Below are 23,078 nucleotides of genomic sequence, written 5' to 3'. Positions count from 1 at the left end.
GCGCCCCCGCGATCAGGCGAGCTCGCTAGCCCCGATCTCGTTGAGCAGTGCGAGCTGGCTCGCCGGGTCGGTAGCGCTTCCGCCAACGGCCCTGCCGAGGAAATCGGTGAGCCGGTCCAAGGCCTGCGCCGCGATCCCGGCGGAAAGCGGCTGGCGGTCATAGGCCTCGACGAAACGGCCGGCGAGATCGGCAAGCAGGCGCAAGAGCGCGGCCTGCTCCGGTGCCTCGGCGCGCAGGGCCAGTGCCCTGTCCTGGAATTCGACATAGGTGCGAAGGCTGCCCTTCTGCTGCTGCAGCCAGTTCAGAAGCTCGTTCATGTCATCTCCGCGAGATCGCGGCCTCGTGGTGGGGTGGAGTGGATTGCGGATCAGCTCCGCGGCGCGAGGCGGGCCCGCCCGCCATGACGGGTCGACCAGGCGACCGGATCGGCCAGGAAGCGCTCGATCTCGGCACGATCCTCCGGCGCGAGTGCACGACCAGCCTCGGCGCGCAGCACGTCGCTCCAGTTCGCCAAAGAGTGGAGCGTCAGGCCAGCCTCCTGCAGGCGGGCATCGGCGCCGGGGAAGGCGTCATGGTAAAAGATCGTCAGGACGTGCTCGACCTCAGCCCCCGCTGCGCGCAGGCCGCGGGCGAAGTTGAGCTTGCTGCCGCCATCGGTGGTCAGGTCGTCCATCAGCAGAACGCGCAGGCCCTCGACCGGACCGCCCTCGACCTGGGCATTGCGGCCGATGCCGAGCGGGCGCTTGCGGACATAGCGCAGCTTCAGCGCCAGTCGGTCGGCAAGCCAGGCCGCGAACGGGATGCCGGCCGTCTCGGCGCCGACGACCGCGTCGAAACTGCCCGGTGCGAACGCCTCGCCGGCATAGCGGGCGGCAAGATCGCTGACCGCCTGGCGCAGATCGGGATCGCCGAGCAAGAGGCGGACATCGACATAGACCGGGCTCGCCCAGCCGGCGGCCAGGATGAAGGGCTGCTGGCGGCTGACATGGACGGCGCCGGCCTTGAACAGCAGCTCTGCGACCTCGCGGCCGATCTCGTTCGCGCTCATCGCACCGCCTCCCTGATGGCGTCCCGCATCACCGCGATCCCGGCGAGGAAATCATCGATCGCCATCGCCTCATCCGGATTATGCGAACCGTTCTGGTTGCGCACGAAGATCATCGCGCTGGGGATGCCGGCATTGGCGAAAACAGCCGCATCATGGCCCGCCCCGCTCGGGATGTCCTCATCGGGCAGGCCGAGATCGCGGGCGGCGGTCTTGAGCCGTGTGATCCAGCCCGCGTCCATCACGGCAGGAGCGGATTCGAGCCGGCGGTCGACGCGGAATTCGACCCCTCGCTCCTCGCCGATCAGGCCGCATTCCGAGAGGAAGAGGTCGTAGAAGGCCTCCAGCGTCTCGCGGTTCTGGCTGCGCACCTCGAAGGAGAAGCGCACCGTGCCGGGAATGCGCGCGATGGCGTGCTCCTGCGGATCGGTGCCGAGCACGCCCGCGGTCACGACAACATCGCGCCCGCGCTCCAGCAGCGTGCGCCAATGCCGGTCGAGATGGGTGATCAATTCGGCGGTGGCGAAGACGGCGTCACGCCTGAGCCAGCGCGGCACCGCGCCGGAATGGCCGGCCTCGCCGAGGCATTCGACCTCGCGATGCCGGATATTTCCGCGGATGCCAGTGACGATACCAATCGGCAGATCCCGCGCGACCAGCACCGGCCCCTGCTCGATATGCAGTTCGATCCAGGCCGCGACGGCAGCGGGGTCGAGCAGCGGCTCTCCCTTTTCAACGCGGGCCATGTCGACACCGACGGAGGCCATGCACTCGGCGAGAGTTCGCCCGCTAGCATGGTCGCGCACGGCAAGATCGGCAGCCGAGAGTCTCCCGAACAGGGCGCTGGAGCCCATATAGGCCCGCCCGAACCGGGAGCTTTCCTCGCCGCGCAAGCCGAAGACCTTGATCGTCCGGCGCGGGACGAAGCCCTCCTGCTTGAAGCGGGCGATGATGGCGAGCCCGGCGATGACGCCGGCGGCGCCGTCGAAATTGCCGCCCTGCGGCACGGAATCGAGATGCGAGCCACAGGCGAGGAAAGGCAGCTCCGGCTCGCTGCCCGGAAGCGTGACGACGAGGTTGGCGCCGGCGTCGCGCTCCGTTTCGAAACCGAGTTCGCGTGCCTTCGCCTCGACGATATCGAGCGCCAGCGACTCGCGCTCGCTATAGGCCTCGCGGGTGATGCCGACGCCGTCGCCCGTCGCCTCGCGCAGGGCATCGAACAGCGCCTCGGCGAGGGTCCGGTCGCCCGCGTCGCCACTGAAGACGTTGCGCATCGTTTCGGCTTGCGCGCTCACGAGACCGGATCCAGCCAGGCGAGATCAGGCTCGTCGGCCTCCTCGATCACGACGCCGCCGATCAGGTCGGCGACGCGCGGGATTTCGCGGCGCAAGCAGAAGGCTTCGAGCCCGTCGATGATCGTGGTCATCGCCGCCGGCTGCAGGAAGGTCGCGGTGCCGACCTGAACGGCGCTGGCCCCGGCGAGCATGTATTCGGCCGCGTCCTCGGCCGTGGAGATGCCGCCGCAGCCGATCACCGGGATCTTCACCGCCTTGGCGCATTGGAAGACCTGGCGCAGCACGATCGGCTTGATCGCCGGCCCTGAGAGCCCGCCCATGATGTTGCCGAGGCAGGGCTTGAAGCTCTTCAGGTCGATCGCCATCGACAGGATGGTGTTGGCGACCACGACCGCGTCGGCGCCGGCCGCTTCGGCCGCACGCGCCACCTCAGGCACGTCGCCGGTATTGGGCGTAAGCTTGACCCAGAGCGGCAGCTTTGTCGCCTTGCGCAATTCGCGCGTCACCTTTTCAGTCGACTCGGCCCGCATCGCGAAGGCCTTGCCGTCCTCCTCGATGTTCGGACAGGAGATGTTGGCCTCGATCGCGGCGATGCCGGGGATCGAGAGCTCGGCCGCGAGGCTGGCGAAGCCTTCCGCCGTCGGCGCCGAGATCGAGACGACCAGCGGCGTGTCATAGGCCGCGTAATGCGGCATGGTCTTCTCGATGAAATAGGGCACGCCCTTCGAGGGGATGCCGATGGCGTTGATCAGCCCGCCCGGCCGCTCGACCACCCGCGGCAGCGGATTACCGGCGCGCAATTCGCGCGTGATCGTCTTGGTGACGAAAGCGCCGAGCCGGTTGAAGTCCATCACCTTCTCGAGCCCCTCGGCGAAGGTGCCCGACGCCGGCATGACCGGATTGCGCAGGGTCAGTCCGCCGATCCTGACGGAGAGGTCGACATTGCCTGTCGCGCTCATGGCAGCGCCTCCATCAGGTCGAAGACCGGGCCGTCCCAGCAGACGCGCCGGTTGACGATCTCGCCATTGACGTTGAAGTCGCGCACGCAGCAGTAGCAGAGGCCGATTCCGCAAGCCATTTGCTGCTCCATCGCGACCTGGCCGGGCAGCCCGAACTCGCGCGCCAGGCGCTGCTGCACCCGCATCAGCCGGCTCGAGCCGCAGGTAAAGAAGGCGTCGCATCGACCTTCGGCGATCTGACGGCGCAGGATGCGCTCGACATTGGCCGGGCCGCTGGTCTGCTCGGCGTCGGTGACGGCAATGACGTCGGCACCATGGCGATGGAAGAGTTCGACCGAGACGAGCAACTCCGGGCGCCTCGCGCTGAAGATCGCGGTCACCTGCGTGCCATTGGCCTTCGCGGCCCTGGCGAGCGGAGCGAGCGTCGCCAGCCCCGCGCCGCGCCCGACGGCGACGATGTGGCGCCAGCTCGGATCCAGCGTGAAGCCGGTGCCCAGCGGCCCCATGATGTCGAGCCGATCGCCCGGCCGCAGCATGTCGAGACCGCGCGTGCCGGCGCCGGTCACCTTGTAGAGGAACTCGACCTGCCGCTTGTCGGGATCGGCGCCGTAGAGGCTCATCGGCCGGCGCAGGAAGGGCTGCTCGCCCGCCGGCTGCGGGCAGAGCAGCTGGAAGAACTGTCCCGGCTGGGCAGCGGCGGCTTCCTCGCTGCAGTTCACCACGAGATGCCGGTACTCGGCGTTGACGGCCTCGTTGCGGACGACCTCGGCAAGCTCCGCGACGATGCTCGCCTTCCACGGTGCAGCAGAGCAGACGCTGCCGCCCATGGCCGCACCGGATCGTGCGGCCGCCTCATGCTGATCGCGTTGGATCGACATCACGAAGTCCCCGCGCTCAGGCGAGTTCGGCGCCACGCCGCTCCGGAATCAGGAACCACATGGCGAGGATGTCGAGCACATAGAGCGTCGCCAGCAAGGCGATCGCCATCTCGAAGCTGTAGGCCGCCGCGATCGTTCCGACCACCAGCGGGCCAAAGCCGCCGACGCCGCGCCCGATATTGAACAGCACGTTCTGCGCCGTCGCCCGAGCCGCCGTCGGGAACAGCTCGCTGATCAGCGCGCCATAGCCGCCGAGCATGCCGTTGACGAAGAAGCCCATCACCGCGCCCGCGACCAGGAGCTGGATCGGATCGGTCAGCCGCGAATAGACGACGACCATCACGGCGGCACCGAGCATGTAGCCGAAGAAGGCCGGGCGGCGCCCGATCCGGTCGGCGATATGGCCGAAGGCAAAAATGCCGACCGCCATGCCGGCGATGGTCACCGAGGTCCAGACGGCGGACTGCGTCAAGGCGAAGCCGAAGCGGGTCGCCAGATAGTTCGGCAACCAGATCATCACGCCGTAATAGCCGAAGTTCTGGACCGAGCAGAGCACGACCATGCCGAGGCTCAGCTTCGTCGTGTCCCAGTCCTTGACCAGCAGGCGTAGCGCCGACTCCTTCGGGCGGTCCTTGCTGCGGGCGACGAAGACCTCCGGCTCATGCAGCGAATGGCGGATGAAATAGGCGGCGACCGCCGGCAGGATGCCGATGGCGAACATGCCGCGCCAGCCGATGGTCGGCAGCAGGATCGGGGTCGCGATCGCCGCTGCGAGCACGCCGACCTGCCAGCCGAGGCCGACATAGGACGAGGCACGCGCCCGCTTCGAGGCCGGCCAGGCTTCGGCGACCAGGGCCATGCCGATGCCGAATTCGCCGCCAAGGCCGAGGCCGGCGATGGTGCGATAGATCAGGAGGTCCCAATAGCCCTGCGCCAGCGCGCACATGCCGGTGAAGACGGCGAAGAGGACGATGGTCCAGGTCAGGACGCGGACGCGACCGATGCGGTCCGACAGCATGCCGAAGCCGATGCCACCCAGCACCGCGCCGATCAGCGTGGCGGTGACGAGCGAGGCGGCCTGACCCTGGGTGAGTTGCAGGTCGGCGGAGATGGTCCGCAGCATGAAGCCGAGGATCAGGAGGTCGAAGCCGTCCATGGCATAGCCGATGGCGGCGCCCCAGAGCGCCTTGCGGGCCTTGCCGTCGACTTCGGTCGGAGACGATAGGGCGATGGAGCCGCCCATGGCGGCCTGGTTGTCACTCACGGCGAAGTCCCCCGTTTCTGCTTTTCTTTGCGATGCGCACCAAAACGCCAAAGCACCAGCGCGCGCTTCCGCACGCGGCTGCCGGCCGGTCTCAAGACTATTGGAGTTTGGGCGCTCGCCCGCTTTCCCAGGGCGCTTGCCGCGCCGCTTGACGGCCGAGACATCAGGTTCGACCGCGAGAAATCCGCCACGGCACCGGAAAGCCGGCGCCATCGTGTCATCACCCTATGTCACGCGAAAATCTCAATTGCAAGAACAATCTCAATTTTGCGACAACACGCTAAACCCGCTTCAGACCAGCTCGGAGGGCGCCTCCTTCGGCGGCAACTGTGCGATCCCCGAGCGATCGAGCGTCGCCCGCAGCACCGCCCCGGCTTCGCTGCCCTTGAGGGCGCGGCGCCAGAGCCCGTCGGCGATCTCCTCGTAGAGGCGTACCGGCTCCTCATCCGCGGTCAGCATGGCGATGCCGGACCGGAGATTCGGTAATTCGCCGCCCAGCCGGAACGGGCTCAGTCCCAGCAGCGTCTTTTCCGCAGTCCGGAAGAGCTGGAAGGTGATGTTCGGCACCGCTTCCTCGATCAGGCCGATCTGCACGCCCATCGGCTCGCTCTCGATCAGCCCGATCAGATGCTCGACCTCCATGCGCGCCGCCAGGCGTCGCCGGGCCTGCTCGGCAGCCGGCAGGTTGAAACGGCCGACCACGCCGAGCTTCAGCCAGCGCTCGATCTCGAGGACGTTGACGAAATTGACGACGCTCAAGCGCCGGCGTTTGCGGGCGTTCTTGCGCTCGTCGAGGATCGCGATGATCGCGTCGATCTCGGCCACGGCCTGCTCACGCGCGATATGGGGCGGCAGCGCCTCCACCAGGGTCTGCCGCAAATGGGCGGAATAACCGTCCGAGGTCAGGAGGTAAGACAGCGGCGGAAAATGCGCGATGACCTGGTCGGCCTGCTCCTCGATCTGCCGCATGCGCTCGAAATAGCTGAGCGGGCTGGAGTAGTACTCGACCCCTGCCCCGAGCAGCGAGGCGACGGTCGTCTCCAGCAGCGTCGCCAGCCGCTCCAGGGTCTCGATCTTGACGACGCCCCCGGCCTCGATCCGGTAGACCGCCGCCCGCGAGATCCCGAGACGTTCGGCGACATCCTCGGCCTGGAGCCGACGCCCCAAGCGGTAGGCCTTCAGCCGCTCACCGATTTCCTCGAACCGGATTGCCATCGAGCCGACCTCACCTGCCGCATCATCTGAATCTCAGATTTTAGACAGCCTAGTTGATCCGAGGCGCGATGCGAAGCGCGATCGCTTGTTTTCAACGCCCTGTAACACGCCGCAGTCGAGCGTGGATGCGCCGAACCTGCGACGCCCGCCCCATCAGCCCGGCCTGATGCCGGCCTCCTCGACCACGCGGTTGGCGCGCTGGATCTCGGCCTCGATGAACTTGGCGAAACTCGCCGGGTCCTCGGTCACGGCCTCCGCACCGAGCGCCGTCAGCTTCTCGACGATCTCGCGATCCTTGGAAGCCGCCTGCACCGCTGCGTTGACGCGCTGCACCGTCTCGGCCGGCAGGCCCTTCGGGCCCCAGAGACCGTACCAAAGCGTGAAGTTGAGATCGGCGAGCCCTTGCTCGCCTGCAGTCGGTACGCTCGGCAGGAGCCCACTGCGCTGCGCGCCCATGATCGCGAAGGCGCGCACCTTGCCGTCGGTGATGAACGACAGGGCCGAGCCGAGCGGAGCGACCATCAGCGGCACCTGCGCGGCAACGACATCGGTGATCGCCGGGGCCGTGCCGCGGTAATTGACCAGTTCGGCGCTCGTGCCGGTGCGGCGCTTGAAGCTCTCGGTGGCAAGATGACCCATGCTGCCCAGCGCCGAATTGGCGAAGGTGTATTCGGTGGGCTTCGCCTTCATGTCGGCGATCAGCGCCGGCATGGTCGCTGGCGTCTTCATCGAGCCGATCAGTACCATCGGCGAGGTCGCGAAGCGGGAGATCGGCGTGAAATCGGCGAGGGGATCATAGGACACGCTGCGCATCACATGCCTGGCCATGATGTGGATGTCGGCGTTGGTCAGATAGGTCATGCCGTCGGGTGCAGAGCGCGCGACCTCGGCCGCGCCCAGCGTGTTGCTGGCGCCGGCCTTGTTCTCGACCACCCAGGATTCGTCGAGCGCCGGCGCGACGCGCTGGGCATAGAGCCGGCCGATGACGTCGATCGCGCCGCCTGCCGCGGCGGGCACGATCAGCCTGACGATCTTGCGTTGGGCGAAGGCGGCACGGGGCGCGAGCGCGGCGCCAGCGAGCCCGGTCAAGGCGGCACGTCGTGTGATGATCACCTGGTTTCCTCCGGATTGGGCCGCGTTGCTCGCGGTTCTCGGCTTCAGTTCGAAAGGCCGTCTGCTGTCCTCGACCTCGACTTGCAGCGGAGTCCGGCACGGCAAGGCGGTGCCGTCAGGTGCTCTAGCTGCTCGCCTCGCGAAACAAGGACGCATACTTATTATCAGTATGCATCGTATCTTGGTGCTGTCAAACAGCGAGCCGTCCAAACCCGGCGAAGCGGACCTCTCGCGGCCGCTTCGGCCCCAATCGCGATTGCGGAAGAAGCCGCGCCCTCAGGCGGCGTCGGAGGAGCGAACCGCGTCCAGTCGCAGCGGTACGCGGGAGGCTTCGTTGTTGAGTTCGACGAGTTGCCCGAGCATGCGCATGAAGGTCTCGCGATCCTCCGGCGCGAGCGGGGCGAGGATGCGCTCCTGGGCCCGCTGCGCCAACGGCTCGGCTTCCTTCAGGATGCGCTCGCCCTTCGGCGATAGGTGCAGAACCTTGATGCGCTTGTCGTCCTTGCTGCCCGAGCGCTGGATCAGCTCCTTGGCCTCCATGCGTTCCAGCACATTGCCGAGCGTCGAGCGGTCGAAGGCGACGAGCGCCGACAGGCGGGTCGCGTCGATGCCGGGATTGTCGCGCACCGTGACCAGCGCCGCGAACTGGACGGGGGTGAGATCGACCGGCGCGCATTCCTCGAGAAAGAGCGAGACGGCGATCTGCTGCGCGCGCCGAATGAGATGGCCGGGCATATGATAGATATCGTCCATCGCCATCATCGCTTTGCCTTGGTGGGGCAGCAGGTGGATTCCGCCGCTCGAATGTTCGTGCCGCCGGCTCTTCGTCAGGCGAAGCTTGCTCGGCTCGATCGCTGCGTCTCCGCTATAGATCGTATGCTTTCAATCCGTAAGCGGTCAAAGCGCCCCGCTTCGGGCTTGTCCGAACCGAACACTCAGGCCCCCACCCTTCAGCCCCGGTTGACACCGAAAAATCTGCGCGTATCCTGTTAATCAGTATACGGACGATTTTTCAGAGATCGCCGGATGGGAGGTTGGCCCCAGCGTTTTCTAGGCGCTGGCAAGCTGGCGCCGCTCGTGCGGCGGCCGGCGATCCACGCATTCCTCCGTCTCTCTGATCGTCTACCCGACCCGGCGGCCACCGCCTGATCGGCAAGGCCCGGATTGTAGTTTCGATCAAGGCGACTGCGGAGAGAGCGAGCAATGTGCACGTCTGACCATGGCAACCATCCCATCGCCGTCGACCTGGCCGACACGGCAACCGCCTCGGTCGCGCCCTCGCCGGAGATCGTCGAGGATCTCGTTTCGGCCAACCACATCCTGTTCGACCAGGGCGTCGTCGACGCGTTCGGCCATATCAGCGTGCGTCACGACAAGCGTCCCGACCGCTTCCTGCTGGCGCGCAACATGGCGCCGAGCCGGGTCGCCGCCGAGGACATCTTCGAGTTCACGCTCGATGGCGAGGCGGTGAACGCCAATGGCCGCAAGGTCTATCTCGAGCGCTTCATTCACGCCGAGATCTTCCGCAGGCGCCCGGATGTGATGGCCGTCATCCACAGCCACTCGCATTCGATCGTGCCGCTCAGCGTCGTCAAGGGCGTGCGGCTGAGGGCGATGTTCCACATGGCCGGCTTCGTCGGCCAGGGTGCGCCGGTCTTCGAGATCCGCGAGGCCGGCGGCGACGCCACCGATCTGCTGATCAGCAACAACCATCTCGGCCGGGCGCTGGCCGAGCATTTCGACGGGCATGACATCGTCCTGATGCGCGGCCATGGCTCGACCGTGGTCGGCGGCTCGATCAAGCAGGCGGTCTACCGCGCCGTCTATGCCGAGCTCAATGCGCGCTATCAGCTCCAGGCGATGCAGCTCGGCGAGGTCACCTATCTCACCGAGAGCGAAAGCCGCGCCTGCGTCGCCAGCATCGAGGCACAGGTCCACCGCCCCTGGGAGATGTGGCTCGAACAGGCCCGCGCCCGCCGGCGCTGAGACGCCGGCCGCGTTCGATCCTCTCAATCGTCCTGCTTCACCGAAGGTCGCCGCCATGCAGTTCCATCTCAACGGCTTCCGGACCGGCGATCCTGCCGTCTCAGAGCCGGCCACCGATCTTGCGTCCTCTGCCCGGGACTCCCTGCCGCAGGAGGTCGATGTCCTGATCGTCGGCTGCGGCCCGGCCGGGCTGACATTGGCGGCGCAGCTCGCGGCCTTTCCCGAGATCACCACACGGATCGTCGAGCAGAAGCCGGGGCCCCTGGAGCTGGGACAGGCAGATGGCATCGCCTGCCGCACCATCGAGATGTTCGATGCCTTCGGCTTCTCCGAGCAGGTGCTGAAGGAGAGCTACTGGGTCAATGAAACGGTGTTCTGGAAGCCCGACGCAGCCCGGCCGGGCGCGATCACCCGCAGCGGCCGGATCCAGGACGTCGAGGACGGGCTCTCCGAATTTCCGCATGTCATCCTCAATCAGGCGCGGATCCACGGCTTTTTCCTCGACGTGATGCGGCGCTCGCCCAGCCGGCTGGAGCCCGACTATTCCCGGCGCCTCATCGACCTTGAGATCGACAACGCCTCGTCGCACCCGGCGACGGTGCGGCTGGAGCGGCTCGATCCCGCACATGAGGGAAAGATCGAGACCGTCAGGGCGCGCTATGTCGTTGGCTGCGACGGCGCCCGCAGCGCCGTGCGCAAGTCGATCGGGCGGGCGCTGGAGGGCGATTCCGCCAACCAGGCCTGGGGCGTCATGGACGTCCTCGCCGTCACCGATTTCCCCGATGCCCGGCTGAAGGCGCTGATCCAGTCCGCCGGCGAAGGCACGATCATCATCATCCCGCGCGAGGGCGGCTATCTGATCCGCATCTATGTCGAGCTCGACAAGCTCGCCGACAACGAGCGGGTCGCGAGCCGCAACATCGGCGTCGAGCATCTGATCGCGGCAGCGCAGCGCATCCTGCGTCCCTATGCCTTCGAGGTGAAGGAGGTCGCCTGGTGGTCGGTCTACGAGATCGGCCAGCGCCTCTGCGACAAGTTCGACGACGTGCCGGCCGGCGAGCTGGACCAACGCCTGCCAGCCGTCTTCATCGCCGGCGATGCCTGCCACACCCACAGCCCGAAAGCCGGCCAGGGCATGAACGTCTCGATGCAGGACGCGTTCAATCTCGGCTGGAAACTGGCAGCGGTCCTGCGCGGGCACTGCCCACCGGAGCTGCTGCACAGCTACTCGGCCGAGCGCCAGGCGATCGCCAAGGAACTGATCGATTTCGACCGCGAATGGGCAAAGATGCTGAGCGCCCCCCTGAAGACCTCGGAGACCGGCGACGGCGTCGATCCCAAGGAGGTCGAGGCCTATTTCGTCAGGCATGGGCGCTACACGGCGGGCACCGCGACCCGCTACGCGCCCTCCCCGCTGACCGGCGAGCCCACTCACGCCCATCTGGCGACGGGATTGCCGATCGGCGCGCGCTTCCAGTCAGCGCCGGTGATCCGGCTCGGCGACGCCAAGCCGGTCGAGCTCGGCCATGTCGCACAGGCCGACGGGCGCTGGCGCCTCTACGCTTTCGCCGACAAGGCCGACCCGTCCTCGCCAACATCACGCCTGCACGCGCTCTGCGATGCGCTTGCGACCTCACCGGCATCGCCCCTGCGCCGCTACGCCAGGCCGGGCGACGACATCGACGCGGTCATCGATCTGCGTGCGATCCTGCAGCGGCCGCATCGCGAGGTCGCCGTGGAGGCGCTGCCCAGCCTGCTCCTGCCGCGCAAAGGCCGCCTGGGCCTTATCGATTACGAAAAGGTGTTCTGCCCCGACATTAAAAGCGGCCAGGACATCTTCGACCTGCGCGGCATCGACCGCGAGCGCGGCTGCCTGGTGATCGTACGGCCCGACCAATACGTCGCGAACCTGCTGCCACTCGACGATCACGCAAGCCTCGCCGCGTTTTTCGCCGCTTTCATGATGCCGCAGACCCCCGCCGGCTAACCGCGACCGAGGCTCGCGCGGCCACCTTCCCCGCGGCGTCGAATGCCCCGGCGAAGACCCGTGCTGCGACCGATCAATCTACCAGTCCGTGCAGATCACCGCCTGCGCTCGCATCATGAGCATTGGCGGGTGCGGTAAACTCTGCTTCGATCGAAGCACAGCACACGACAGGAAAGGAGGACGGGCGAGGCGAACCGATCGCAGCGATCGGCTGAACCTTTGCGAAAGCTGACGACATCCTTGAAATTTTCATGTTTGGGGGGAAACAGAACATGAAAAAGCATTCCGTACTGCTTGCACTGCTGGCGGGATTTTTGACCATGCACGAACCTGGTCTCGTCCTCACCGAGGCGAAGGCCCAGTCACAACCGGCGGCGAGCGATGCTTCGAAGCCGTTGCGCAAGCTCAAATTCCTGCTGAACTCCGGCTATACCGGCGCCAATGCCTGGTTCCTGCTGGCCGATGATCGCGGCTATTTCCGCGAGGAGGGTCTCGAGATCGAGTTCGTCGACGGACGCGGCGCCTTCACGGCGGCCCCCCGCATGGCGAGCGAGGGCTTTGATGTCGGCTATGGCGACATGCAGGCCCTGATCGAGCAGGCTGCCGCCGATCCCAAGACCGCGCCGATCGGCGTCTACATGCTTATGGACCGCTCGCCTTCGGTGGTCGCGGTGCCGGCGAATTCCAAGATCAGGACACCGCGCGATCTCGAGAAGCTGACCATCACCGGCCACACCACCGACGTCGCCCTCAACACCTTCGAGCAATATGCGAAGCGGGCGGGGATCGATGGGTCGTCGGTCCGCATCGTCAAGAACGACGGCAACTGGAAGACGCTGCTCGGCGTCATCGCGGAGGGCAAGGCGGACGCCTTGTTCGGCTACTACTCGACCATCTCGGTCGGCGTCCGCGCCGCCGGCAAGCAGGTCAGCTCGGAAATCCGCTTCCTCAGATATCCGGACGTCGCGCCCGAACTGCTCGGCAATGCAGTGATGGTCTCGCCCGCGGTCGCGCGCGATCCCGAGCTCGCCAGGCGCTTCGTCAACGCCGTCAATCGCGGCGTGATGGCGGCCGTCTGCCAGCCGGACGAGGCGATCGCCGCCGTGATGAAGCGCAGCCCGAACAGCGACCCGGTCAATGAGCGCGGCCGGCTGGTCGACACCGTCATGGAGGACATGGGCGGCAAGGCGACGCTCGCGAGCGGGGTCGGCGACATCGACAAGGCCCGCATGGAGGCGGTGCTGAAGCTCACCGCCGAGCAGCGCAAGTTGCCGCGGCAGCCCACGGTCGACGAGACCTTCACCAGCAAGTTCCTGCCGGCGGCGGAGCAGCGCAAGGTCGCGATCAACGCCGCGCCCTGCAAGACCTTGTGAGCCGGGCAGAACCCGCTTTGCTGACACGGCCGATGCGATGATTTGGCCGAGGCGGTCCGTTCGACCCCTCGGTTCCAACGCAAGGAAGCAAGCTGCCCCCAAACGCAATTCCGGGCGGTCACAGCGACTCGGCGATCTTCCAGCCGACATAGCCGAGCAGCGCGAACCAGCTCAGCGTGACGGCGGCGATCGCCGTGCCGAGCACCGCGCCGACCAGCCTGCCGTCCGGATGCGTGTCCGGAATGGCCCCGATGGCGACGTCGAGCGGCGGCAAGCCCTGCTCCCGCGCAGGCAAGGGCACGTCGCCACGCCTGACAGCGCGATAATCGGATGGCTGGTGAAGCATCGAGCCTGGGTTCCCAGCATGGGTGCCGACGAGTGGCCTAGGTGATTCCGCTCGCCCCTTGAACCCATCTGTTCCCAGCGAGGACGGGACGAGGGAGGCGCTGCTCCGCAGCGACAACCGGCGCCCGAACCGGATCATCGGGTGCTCGACCGTCTGATAGACCAGCCAGGACAGCGCCAGGGTCAAACCGGTGCACAGCAGCATTGTGCCGATGTCACCGAGTTCGCCGGTCAGGGGCCGAACCCGATAAACGGCAGCGTTCACAGCTCCATGGAACAGATACATCGAATAGCTGGTCAGCCCGATCCGCGCGAGCAGGAAGGAGCGTGGCCGCTCCAGCCCGATCGCGGCGAGGAAGACCGCGAACGCAAGCATATGGGCGGCCAGGACCGGCCTCAGCCCCTCCATGATGAAATTGTCGCCGCGCGCCAGCGAGAACTGCGCGACCAAGAGCAATGCGGCGAGCTGCGCGAGCACGAGAACCAGCGCAGCAAAACGCGCGCCCCATATCCGCTCGACCAGCCACAGCCGCAGCAGCAGGCCGAGGAGCAGGAAGGACAGGTGCAGGCCGAGATACTGGACCGGCAGGCTGGCGAAACCGTGCAAGCGCAATTGCACCGGCAGGACCGTCGCGGCGATCAGGACAAGGCTCAGGGTCAGCAGGACGCCGATCCGTCGCAGCGCTCCCGCCGCAAACAGCAGCACGACGAGGCCATAGAACAAGAGCTCGATGAACAGGGTCCAGTGGATCGGCGAGAGCCAGGGCTGGCGAAAGAGCGGCGGCGCCATGATCAGGTTGGCCAGCACGGTCGCGGTCTTCGGCATGTCGCCGGCGAGCCAGGTCATCGCCGTCAGCACCGCCAGGGCCAGCCAGAACGCCGGATAAAGGCGGAACAGCCGCGAGATCGCGAAATGCCGGAGCGGCCGCTCGCCGTCGATGCTGAACGGCACGACGAAACCGCTGATCAGGAAGAACAGTGCCACGCCGAACCGGCCAAGGCTGAGATTCTGGACGACCGACTGGGCGAGCGCGCTGATCGGGCCCGCCGCGGACGGGACCTGCCTGAGCAGGTCGCCGAACATGTGCTCGACCATCACGGCGAGCGCCGCGACCGCCCGCAAGGCGTCGAGATGGGCATAGCGCTGCCGGGGCATGGCGGAGCTCATGGCGATCGGAGCCCCAGCGCGCGACGGGTCGCCATGTCGAAGCCCGGCCCGGTCTCGTTCTGCGCGAGCGCGAACCCGCCCGCCCCCGCATAGGTCCAGCAGGCCCAGGCAAAACCATGCGCCTCGGCCAGTTCACGCATGTCGCGCAGCCAGTGCTCGCGCGCCGCCGCCCCTTCGGGCGTGTCCAGATAGGGCGTCCGGTGCACTCCGAACTCGCCGAGCAGGATGGCATGGGCCGGCAGGCGCTGCGCGATGCGCCAGGCGCTCACCTGCTGGAAGGTTCGCTCAAGGGTGGAGCGATCGAAGCCGACATAGCGCGCGAGCGTCCGCTTCGCCTGCCCTGCTTGCTCCAGTTCCGCGCTGTCGAGCCCGAGATTGACGGTGCGCCGGCGGGTCGCAGCCATCATCGCCGCGGCCGAAGGCGGTGCCGGATAGGTGATCGCATCCAGAGCAAAAGCTGGATTTCCGCGCACGCCCTGATGGGTGAACTGCCAGGGCGAATAGTCGTGATAGGTATAGATCAGTCTGGGATCGCCAGCGAACGGGCGCATATCGAGCGCTACCAGCGCCGCCGGAGCGTTCATGGACCCGCCGCCCAAGACGAGCGGCAGCGTCGTCGAACCACGGCGCACGGCCCGATAGGCGGCTTCCAGCATCGGTTGCCAGGCCGCTTGCGGCAGCTCGGGCTCATTCATGAGTTCGAGCGCGAGCCTCGCCGCCTTGCCCTGCGCAAGCCGTTCCAGCTGGCCGGCCAGACGCTGCAGCAAGGCGAGCACGGCCTGGAAGTTCGGCGTCTCGATGCCCGCAGTCAGGGCGGTCGGCCGGTAGGCCGGGTTCATCGCGCTCGGATGCAGGTCGACGATCACGCCGAGATCGGCGTCGATGAGGTCGCGCACGGTACCGATGAGAAGGTCATCGAGCTGGTCGCGTGCCGTCCCACTGAAGGCCAGGAACGGACCGACATCGACGGCGAGGCGCACGAAATCGAAGCCGGCCACCCTGATCGCCTGGCGCTGGGCCTGGTCGAAGCGAAAACGGGGACCAGAGAAGGGCGCCTCGCCATAGGAGCCGTCGGCCGCGACCTCTGCCCAGCCCAGCGCATGCGAGACGCCGATGCCGCGGCGAAACAGCGGGATGTCCTCGCTTCCAGCCGGCAGCATCCCGAAGGCGGCCAGCGTCGCGATGCCGGCGAGACCGCCGAGAACGGAGCGGCGGCTGGTCATGACGCCATCCCCCAGTCGCCACCCGGTCCGGGATAGCGCGCCGTCAGGGCGCCATCGAGGATGCTCATGTCATCCCGGCCGGCGAATGGCGCGGCGAGGCCGCACAGCGAAACCGTGCGAAGCGCAGGATCGATCGTCCGCGATGGCAGAAAGCGGACATCGCTCCAGCCTTCGGCCAAAAAGCTGCTGATATAATCGGCTGGACGCAGGCGGTTCGGCTGGCCGGGAAACCGGAAGAGCCGGTAGATTGGCTCGGGATAGCGATAGATGTTGTTCGGATCGTGCTCGCGGATCCAGCGCGAATGCGTCTGCAGGTCGATGATGTGCACGCTCACGCAGCCCGGCCGGGTGACCTGCGTCAGGCTTGCGATCGCCTGTGCGGGATCATCGTAGTGCTCGAAGGCGGCACAGCTGACGATCAGGTCGAAGTTCCGCCCCTCGGCCAGGCGCGGGATGTCGAAATCCCGCCCGACGGCGTAGCCGAATTCGCGCGTCCCTGCCCTGCCGAGGATAACCCGGGCCCGTTCCCGGTCGGCGCTCCGGCCTTCGAGGAAGCGATCGAGCAGCCTGCCGTAGAAGGCCGGGTCCTCGTCCCCGGCGAGGTCGAAGACGTCGATGGCGTGATAGGAGCGCGCGCCGAGTGCCAGAAAGAGCACGCCGTTGCCGCGCGATGCGCCGGGGCTCAGCTCCAGCACGTCGCGCCCGCGCAGGTCGAATTGCGGCGGCAGGAAGCGGCGCAGCGAGGCGAAGATGTCGAGGAAATAGGCGATCTTGCCCTCCTCGTCGGCTTTCGCCACGCCGTTCGGCGTGGTGTAGCCGTTGAGCCTGCTCTTGCCCCAGGCCAGGCCGAGGAAGCCCAGGCCGAGGATCGTCATTTCGAGATTGCGCAGGGACGGCAGCATCAGCGGCCTCCGAATTCGACGCGTGGCCGGAAGCCAGCTCCGCCACGGCGCGCTTTGCCCGCTCTCCAGCCGAGAAGCGCGCTCTCGTAGACGTCGGCGGTACGATCGACGATCGCGCCCCAGCCGAAGGAATCGAGCACCTGGGCGGCCCGCTCCGCGCCTTCGGCCGGGTTGGGTGCAGTGAGCTTCGCCCGCATCGCCTGCGCAAGCGCATCGACATCCCCCAGGAGGAAATAGCTGTCTCGTCCGAGATCGAGCGCGAGGTTGGCGTCGATGTCGCTGGCCAGGCAGGGTGCGCCGTAGCTGAGCGCTTCCAGCAGCACCATCGGCATGCCTTCATGGCTCGACGGGAGAACGAACAGCCCGGCGTGCCGGTAAAGCTGGGACAGGGCTTCGCCGCGCTGGAACCCCGCCATCACCACGCCAGGCGTCGTGGCGGCCGCCGCCTCGACGGCGCGCTGATAGCGTCCCGCATGATCGGCCGTACCGGCGATGACGAGCTTGAGGCCTGGGTCATCCAGGCGTGCGAAAGCCCGAATCAGATCGAAATGCCGCTTCTCCTCGACGATCCTGCCGACGCTCAGCACATAGCGGCGCGGCACGACCTCGATCTGGTCGAGATAGGACGCATCCTGCTGCGGGAACGGATTCTCGACGCCGTTCGGGATGAAGGTCGCGCCGACGCTGAACCTGTGGCGGACGCTCTCGACGATCACCTTCGACACGCCGATATTGGCATGGGAGAACAGCATGCCCAGCGCTTCGCCGGTCCGCAGGACGGACTTGGCCAGGCGCCCCCATTTTTGGCGCTCATAGTCGAAGCCGTGATGGGTCACCACGACATGGAGGCCGAGCAGGCGCGCGAGCGGAGTCAGCAGCGCCGGCCCGATCGCATGGATATGGACGAGGTCCGGGTTGCGCCCGGCCGCGACGATCAGGCCGAGGGCCGTATGCGCCAGCGCCTCGAAGCTGCGCGAGCGCGGCGCCCAGACCGGCGTGACGGTGACGCCCTTCCAGGTATAGGGCCATCGCGACGGCAGATAGGGCGCACGGCCGAGCACCTCGACCCGCCAGCCGCGCTCCGCCAGCCGCGCCGCGATCGCCGCGACATGGGTCTCGACCCCGCCCTGGATCTCCGGAACACCGCGCAGGCCGACGAAGATCACCGTTCGTTCGGGCGGCCTTGCGCCAATGGGCGGTGTCAACGTGTACATCAGCGCAGCGCCTCGTAGAGAGCCATGGTGCGGTCGCGGTAACTGTCGGGGGAGAATTCCCGGGCGACCCGGTCGCGGCCGGCAGCGCCCATTGCTGCGCGAGCGGTGGGGGAAAGGCTCGCGAGGGCGGCGAGCGCTTCGGCCAGCAGCGCGACGTTGCCCGGCGCCACGAGAGCGCCGGTCTCACCATCGGCGATCAGTTCTGGAATACCGCCGATCCGCGTGCCGATGACCGGGCGCCCGAGCGCATAGGCCTCGAGGACGCTGATCGGCGCGTTCTCGTACCATTCGGACGGGAGGACCAGCGCCCGCGCCTCACCGATCAGCCGCTGCAGCGCCGGCTTGTCGAGATGGCCGGTGAAGGCGACGTCGGAGCCGAGTTCCTCGGCCAGCTTGCGCAAGGCCGGCTCCTCGGGGCCGCCGCCGGCCAGCACCAGCCGCTGCCGCGCCAGGGCTGCGGCGCGCACCAATGTCGCCAGCCCCTTCTCCGGCGCGAGCCGTCCCGCATAGACGACGTAGTCGCCTTCATGCTGCGCCAGCGGATACTGGCCGGTATCGATGCAGTTCGGAATGTAGACGATGCGGCCAGCGTCCCAGCCCCATTCCACCAGCTTGTCGCGGTAGAAGCGGCTCGGCGCGATCAGGCGGTCGATCGTGTCGCGATAGAGGCCGAAGCTGCGGTGGACCAGCGTCTCCAGCAGGACGAGCCCGCTCACGACAGCCGAGTCCTTGACGCAGCGACGGAGCAGCACGTTGTGGATGCGCCCGCCCTGGCAGCGCTCGCAGACACGGCCCTGGCTCAGCATCTTGTAGGCCGGGCAGGCGATCTTCAGGTCATGCGCCGTCATCACCAGCGGCACGCCCTCGGCCTTGAGGGCGCCGAAGATCGACGGCGAGATGTGGTGATAGACGTTGTGGGCATGCGCGATCGTCGGCGCCGCCCGCCCGATCAGGGCGCGGATTTTCCGGCGCGCTTCCAGCGAGAAGACGACCTTGGCGGCCTGCCTCGCCTTGGCGAGAGGCCCGCCCGCCCCGCCATATTCGATCTCGGAGACGAAATACTCCGACCAGACGCTCGGCAGGTTTGCAGGGTGCTGCATCGCGAAGGGCACGACCTCCCAGCCAGCGGCAGTGAACAGGTCGATGTGGTCGAGGAAGACGCTCTCGGCGCCGCCGCGGCGATAGAAGTAGTTGTTGATGGCGAGGAGCCGCTGGGCGCGCGTCATGGCGCCCTCTCCCGCAACCCCATGCGGTCGAGCGCCGCATCGACGGTCAGCACCCGGCAGCCGCGCGCGAGCGCATAGCCGACCAGCAGCCGGAAGCCCGGAGCCGTGCAGCCATAGGGCGTCGGCTGCGGTGCGATGTCGTGCGTGAAGAAGATCAGCCAGCCGGGATTTGCGACCAGCGCGTCGATCCAGCGGACCAGCCCCAGCACATGCCGCTGCGGCTGCTTGATCTCGACGGCGCGCAGGAAGCTCGGGTCCGTCGGGCCGCGATTGATCCCCTCCCCGCCGGCCCGGCAGGTACGAAAGGTGTCGGCGAGGATCGCCCGCGTTCCGAACGAGCCGCTGTTGTAGGGATAGGCGAAATTGCGCCGGCCGGGCTTTGGATCGATCGCGTCGAGATAGCGCGCATTGCGGGCAAGGTCCTCGATCAGGGCCTCGCTGTCGACATGGCGCAGGTCGCGATGCGCATGGGTATGGCAGCCGATCTCGTGGCCGCGGGTGGCGAGCTCCCGGCAGCCCGCCTGGTCGATCAGGGTGCGGCCCGGCTCGACCCGCCCGGCGAGACCCCCGGCGATGTAGAAGGTTCCGCGCACCCCGTCCGCCTCGAGGATCGCAGCGCCCTCATCGAGGGCGGAAGCGGGCACGTCGTCGAAGGTGAAGGAGACGATCGGCTCCCGGGTCGGCACCTGCATGACCTGCCAGGGCGCGGCCCGCAGCAGCCGGTTCTCCAGGCGGCCGGCGAAGCGGTCGATCAGGGCCGGCAGGCGAGTGAAGCGCTCCGGCTGGAAGGAAAGCATGAACTCGCTACGCATGGGCCGGCTCCATGCGGCGGCGATGCTGGGCCGGCTCGCGGATCTCATGCGCGTTGGCCTGAAGGTGGAGGCCAAAGATCGCGACGACCAGCATGAACCAGATCAGGCTGCCCGACTGGAAGAACAGGCTCTCGACGCAGGCGACCAGGATCCCGTAGAGCCAGATCCGCACGAAGAAGCGCGTCAGGGCGGGATCGTTCGCCGTCGCCTCGGCCAGGGCGATATCGCGCAGCGGCAGCCAGACCAGCAGGACCAGCGTCAGCGCGAGGCCGGGCAGACCGGTGGTGATCGCCATGTCGAGATAGGCGTTGTGGCCGTTGAAGGCGGCGAAGGCCCAGCTTGCCGCGGCCCCGCCCTTGTGGACCATCGCGTCGGTCTGCCAGAACAGCTGGAAGCCGTAGCCGGTCAGCGGGTTGTCCATGGCAGCGCCGGCGCCGATCTTCCAGATGTCGGTGCGGTTGGTGAAGCTCGGATCGATGCCGAGTTGGGCGACTAACTCGCGCATGGCCGGCGATACCGAGCAGCCGATCGTAAGGATGTTGACCGCGGCGATGCCCAGCACGACCATCGGGGTGCGGGCGGCCCGCCAGCGCTCGAAGACCCAGGCGACGGCAAGGATGCCGGGCAGCGCCATCGCGGCCGACTTTCCGCCGGTGCGGGTCAGGAAGACGAGCGCCAGCAACACCACCGCTGCGCCGAGAGCCCGCCGGGCGGTGCCGAACAGATAGAGCCCGGCGAAGCTGATGATCACCATGGCCGCGGCTGCGACGTTCTTGTGGGCGAAATGGCCGCGCCAGAACCCGGCATTCATCGGCTCGCGGACTTCGCTGGCCTGGTGGATCGCCAGCTGCGGCATCAGAGCAACGCCGGCATAGGCAAGCCCCAGCGCCCCGAGGCAGCAGAATGCGAGCATGCCGGCGAACTGGCGCTCGGAGCGCGGCAGCAGCAGGAATATGCTGCCGTTCACGATGGTCAGCGTCGCGAGGAAGGCGCGCTTGAGCGCCAGGTCCGGCTGGGCTGAAACCACCGAGACCACCGCGAACCAGAACAGCAGCACGATCAGGAGACCGCGTGGCCGCGCCACCAGATGGCGCGCCGGCGATTTGAAGACCGTCAGCCACAAGGCCACGGTCAGGCAAAGATAGATGATCTGGTTGATCGTGTTCGACTTGGCTGTCGCAGCATCGCTCGAACCGGCCATGGAAAGGTCGATGAACGGCGTCAGCGTGACCAGATAGAACAGCAGCGTCGCCGTGAAGAGCAGCGGCCCGAGGGTGCCGGCGGTCGAATTCCCGAGCCTGTCGTTCGCCTGTGTCATGGCGCAGCACTCCCGCCGGACCGGAATTCATCGAGATAACCGCGACCCAGGAGCGTGCCCGCCGAGAGCAGCAGGCCGAGCATCATGCCGGCCGCCGCCGCAACGATCGGGCGTGGCGGCCAGGTCGCACGCGACGGGGCGGTCGCGGCGGTGATCACGCGGACATCCGTGGCGTCGATCTGCTGGCGCTGGGCGGCTTCGCCCGCCCGGGTCAGGAAAGTCTGGTAGAGCGCGGTCTTGGCGGCTGCCTCACGCTCCAACTCGCGCAGCTTCACCTGGGCCTGGTCGTCGACCGAGACGCTGCCGCGCAGCAGGCGCGTCTCTCCCGTCAGCGCGTCGAGCGCCTTTCTGGCCTGGTCGACCTCGATCCGGGCCGTACGCCGGAGCCGCTCGGTCTCGGACTTGATCGCCTTCGCCAGCGCATCGGCCTCGGTCAGCGCGCTCACCAGCGAGGGATGGCGCGGGCCCAGGGTCTTGGAGAGTACCGCGACCTGCCGGCGCAAGGCCGCCTCGTCGGCGAGCAACCCTGCCAGGGTCTGCGACTGGACGCCGCCGCCCTGCACGCCATGCTGGGAGAGCGCGCGCGAAACTTCATCGTAGCGCGCCTCCGCCTCGGCGAGCCGCGCCTTGGCGTCGGTCAGCTTGCCGCTCATCCGCTCCAGCGCCTCCGCGCTGAGCGGCTGTCTCGAGGAGTTTTGTTGCAGACCATGGTCGCGGCGGAAGGCTTCGACCCGGTCTTCCGCTTCGGTCGCCGCGGCCTTGATCTCGCCGAGCCGAGCGGTCAGCCCCTGCGCCGCACGCCCAACCCGCTCCGCATCGGCCCGCACGACCTCGTCGCGGAAGGTCTCGGCGACGGCGTTCGCCAGCCGGGCCGACAGTGCCGCCTCGCTCGCCCAGACCGACAGGGAGACGACATAGGAGCGTTCCTGCCGGGCGACGGTGATGCGCCGCGCCAGGGCGGCGGCGAGATCGGCGCCATCGGCCTGATGTCGATCGGATGCTCCCAGCAGGCCGAACAGCGCCGGCTTGGCCGCAAACTCCGGATCGCTCTTCAGCTGGAGCTGGTCGACCACTCGGCGCAGGACATTGCCCGAGGCGATCATCCGCATCTTGCTCTCGACATCCAGGATCTGGCTGTCGCTCTGCACATTCGTCGCGTAGAGGTCGTTCGGAGCGATCAGCAGGTTGGACGGCGCGATAGTCAGCTCCGTCGTCGCCGTGAAGCGCGGCGTCAGCAGACGCGTAACGCCGACCGCCACGACCGCGCCGACGAGCGCCACGACCAGCAGCCAGGGCCAGCCGCGCAGCAGCCAGCCCAGCACCTGGAGGGCCGAAATCGTGGGGACGGGCAAAGAGACCGGTTCGGTGGTCGGGCGATAAGGGACGTCGTCCCCGTGGCGCATCCTGCTGCTGTCGGTCGTGAGGTACATGGCGACCTGCGTCAGTGAGAGGGCGCGCATGCCTTGGACGTCGCGGAGCTCAGCTTCGGCCCCACCAGCCAAGTCCCGAGAACTTTGAAGACGTCCGGCTGCAGCGCGACGTGACGGGGCCGATCGATGACCTGCCTTGCCCTCGCAGACCTTGCCTCGCCAGCAATAGCGATGACCGGAACAGGGCCAGCGGCCGCGATCGTGATCATGGAATTCCCCGTATTCGCGATTTTTCACGACTACACTTATAGGTTGTGATATTCCGGATTTGATTAAGAAAAGACAACCTTAGGTAGATATCTCAATTAAATGTTTACCTTAACG

At 67.4% G+C, this 23,078-nt stretch carries 20 protein-coding genes; 3 read left to right on the top strand and 17 right to left on the bottom strand.

The window, feature by feature from the left end:
* Positions 1 to 12: 12 nt before the first annotated feature.
* From AC1DS0_RS05435 to AC1DS0_RS05395, 9 genes are all read right to left on the bottom strand, one after another.
* Positions 13 to 318 (bottom strand): hypothetical protein, encoded by a 306-nt coding sequence (locus tag AC1DS0_RS05435; RefSeq protein WP_476813365.1) that lies wholly within the window; start codon positions 316 to 318, stop codon positions 13 to 15.
* A 50-nt stretch (positions 319 to 368) separates the two neighbouring features.
* Positions 369 to 1,049 (bottom strand): orotate phosphoribosyltransferase, encoded by a 681-nt coding sequence (locus AC1DS0_RS05430; RefSeq protein WP_476813364.1) that lies wholly within the window; start codon positions 1,047 to 1,049, stop codon positions 369 to 371.
* Positions 1,046 to 2,341, bottom strand: a complete 1,296-nt coding sequence (locus AC1DS0_RS05425; protein ID WP_476813363.1) for a hydantoinase/carbamoylase family amidase — start codon at positions 2,339 to 2,341, stop codon at positions 1,046 to 1,048. The genes AC1DS0_RS05430 and AC1DS0_RS05425 overlap by 4 nt, the downstream gene beginning before the upstream one ends.
* Positions 2,338 to 3,300, bottom strand: a complete 963-nt coding sequence (locus tag AC1DS0_RS05420) for a dihydroorotate dehydrogenase (protein ID WP_476813362.1) — start codon at positions 3,298 to 3,300, stop codon at positions 2,338 to 2,340. The genes AC1DS0_RS05425 and AC1DS0_RS05420 overlap by 4 nt, the downstream gene beginning before the upstream one ends.
* Positions 3,297 to 4,178, bottom strand: coding sequence for a dihydroorotate dehydrogenase electron transfer subunit (locus tag AC1DS0_RS05415; protein ID WP_476813361.1), 882 nt, complete (start codon positions 4,176 to 4,178; stop codon positions 3,297 to 3,299). The genes AC1DS0_RS05420 and AC1DS0_RS05415 overlap by 4 nt, the downstream gene beginning before the upstream one ends.
* Before the next feature lie 16 nt (positions 4,179 to 4,194).
* Entirely contained in the window at positions 4,195 to 5,442 is a 1,248-nt protein-coding gene (locus AC1DS0_RS05410) for an MFS transporter (protein ID WP_476813360.1), read from the bottom strand.
* 291 nt (positions 5,443 to 5,733) lie between these two features.
* Positions 5,734 to 6,657, bottom strand: coding sequence for a helix-turn-helix domain-containing protein (locus tag AC1DS0_RS05405; protein ID WP_476813359.1), 924 nt, complete (start codon positions 6,655 to 6,657; stop codon positions 5,734 to 5,736).
* Positions 6,658 to 6,810: 153 nt separating this feature from the next.
* Positions 6,811 to 7,770: a Bug family tripartite tricarboxylate transporter substrate binding protein gene (locus AC1DS0_RS05400; protein WP_476813358.1), complete on the bottom strand. Its 960-nt coding sequence runs from the start codon at positions 7,768 to 7,770 to the stop codon at positions 6,811 to 6,813.
* Between the two features lie 276 nt (positions 7,771 to 8,046).
* Positions 8,047 to 8,523, bottom strand: a complete 477-nt coding sequence (locus AC1DS0_RS05395; RefSeq protein ID WP_476813357.1) for a MarR family winged helix-turn-helix transcriptional regulator — start codon at positions 8,521 to 8,523, stop codon at positions 8,047 to 8,049.
* 450 nt (positions 8,524 to 8,973) lie between these two features.
* On the opposite strand from AC1DS0_RS05395, the gene AC1DS0_RS05390 reads away from it, so the two are divergent.
* The 3 genes from AC1DS0_RS05390 to AC1DS0_RS05380 all read left to right on the top strand — a co-directional run bounded on the left by AC1DS0_RS05390 (position 8,974) and on the right by AC1DS0_RS05380 (position 13,116).
* Positions 8,974 to 9,756: a class II aldolase/adducin family protein gene (locus AC1DS0_RS05390; protein ID WP_476813356.1), complete on the top strand. Its 783-nt coding sequence runs from the start codon at positions 8,974 to 8,976 to the stop codon at positions 9,754 to 9,756.
* Positions 9,757 to 9,811: 55 nt separating this feature from the next.
* Positions 9,812 to 11,743, top strand: coding sequence for an FAD-binding monooxygenase (locus AC1DS0_RS05385; protein ID WP_476813355.1), 1,932 nt, complete (start codon positions 9,812 to 9,814; stop codon positions 11,741 to 11,743).
* 272 nt (positions 11,744 to 12,015) lie between these two features.
* Complete coding sequence (locus AC1DS0_RS05380) at positions 12,016 to 13,116, top strand: ABC transporter substrate-binding protein (protein ID WP_476813354.1); 1,101 nt, start codon at positions 12,016 to 12,018, stop codon at positions 13,114 to 13,116.
* 118 nt (positions 13,117 to 13,234) lie between these two features.
* Here the strand turns inward: AC1DS0_RS05380 and AC1DS0_RS05375 are convergent, their stop codons facing one another.
* From AC1DS0_RS05375 to AC1DS0_RS05340, 8 genes are read right to left on the bottom strand one after another with little or no spacing between them, the layout of a single operon-like run.
* Complete coding sequence (locus AC1DS0_RS05375; protein ID WP_476813353.1) at positions 13,235 to 14,617, bottom strand: acyltransferase family protein; 1,383 nt, start codon at positions 14,615 to 14,617, stop codon at positions 13,235 to 13,237.
* 8 nt (positions 14,618 to 14,625) lie between these two features.
* On the bottom strand, positions 14,626 to 15,852 hold the full coding sequence (locus tag AC1DS0_RS05370) for a glycoside hydrolase family 5 protein (protein WP_476813352.1): 1,227 nt from the start codon (positions 15,850 to 15,852) through the stop codon (positions 14,626 to 14,628).
* Positions 15,849 to 16,754 (bottom strand): methyltransferase domain-containing protein, encoded by a 906-nt coding sequence (locus AC1DS0_RS05365; protein WP_476813351.1) that lies wholly within the window; start codon positions 16,752 to 16,754, stop codon positions 15,849 to 15,851. Before AC1DS0_RS05365 ends, AC1DS0_RS05370 begins: the two co-directional genes overlap by 4 nt.
* The gene (locus AC1DS0_RS05360; protein ID WP_476813350.1) at positions 16,754 to 17,968 is read right to left on the bottom strand and encodes a glycosyltransferase family 4 protein; all 1,215 of its coding nucleotides are present in this window, start codon (positions 17,966 to 17,968) and stop codon (positions 16,754 to 16,756) included. Before AC1DS0_RS05360 ends, AC1DS0_RS05365 begins: the two co-directional genes overlap by 1 nt.
* On the bottom strand, positions 17,968 to 19,194 hold the full coding sequence (locus AC1DS0_RS05355) for a glycosyltransferase family 4 protein (protein ID WP_476813349.1): 1,227 nt from the start codon (positions 19,192 to 19,194) through the stop codon (positions 17,968 to 17,970). The genes AC1DS0_RS05360 and AC1DS0_RS05355 overlap by 1 nt, the downstream gene beginning before the upstream one ends.
* Positions 19,191 to 20,006 carry a polysaccharide deacetylase family protein gene (locus AC1DS0_RS05350; RefSeq protein ID WP_476813348.1) on the bottom strand — a complete coding sequence of 272 codons (816 nt, stop codon included), beginning with the start codon at positions 20,004 to 20,006 and terminating at the stop codon, positions 19,191 to 19,193. The genes AC1DS0_RS05355 and AC1DS0_RS05350 overlap by 4 nt, the downstream gene beginning before the upstream one ends.
* Complete coding sequence (locus tag AC1DS0_RS05345) at positions 19,999 to 21,324, bottom strand: O-antigen ligase family protein (RefSeq protein WP_476813347.1); 1,326 nt, start codon at positions 21,322 to 21,324, stop codon at positions 19,999 to 20,001. Before AC1DS0_RS05345 ends, AC1DS0_RS05350 begins: the two co-directional genes overlap by 8 nt.
* Complete coding sequence (locus AC1DS0_RS05340; RefSeq protein ID WP_476813346.1) at positions 21,321 to 22,784, bottom strand: GumC family protein; 1,464 nt, start codon at positions 22,782 to 22,784, stop codon at positions 21,321 to 21,323. The genes AC1DS0_RS05345 and AC1DS0_RS05340 overlap by 4 nt, the downstream gene beginning before the upstream one ends.
* Between the last annotated feature and the right edge of the window lie 294 nt (positions 22,785 to 23,078).

The sequence above is a fragment of the Allobosea sp. P4_H5 genome (assembly GCF_056400825.1).
Note: the sequence above shows the minus strand (reverse complement) of the source record. Positions and strands in the feature narration are given on the sequence as shown.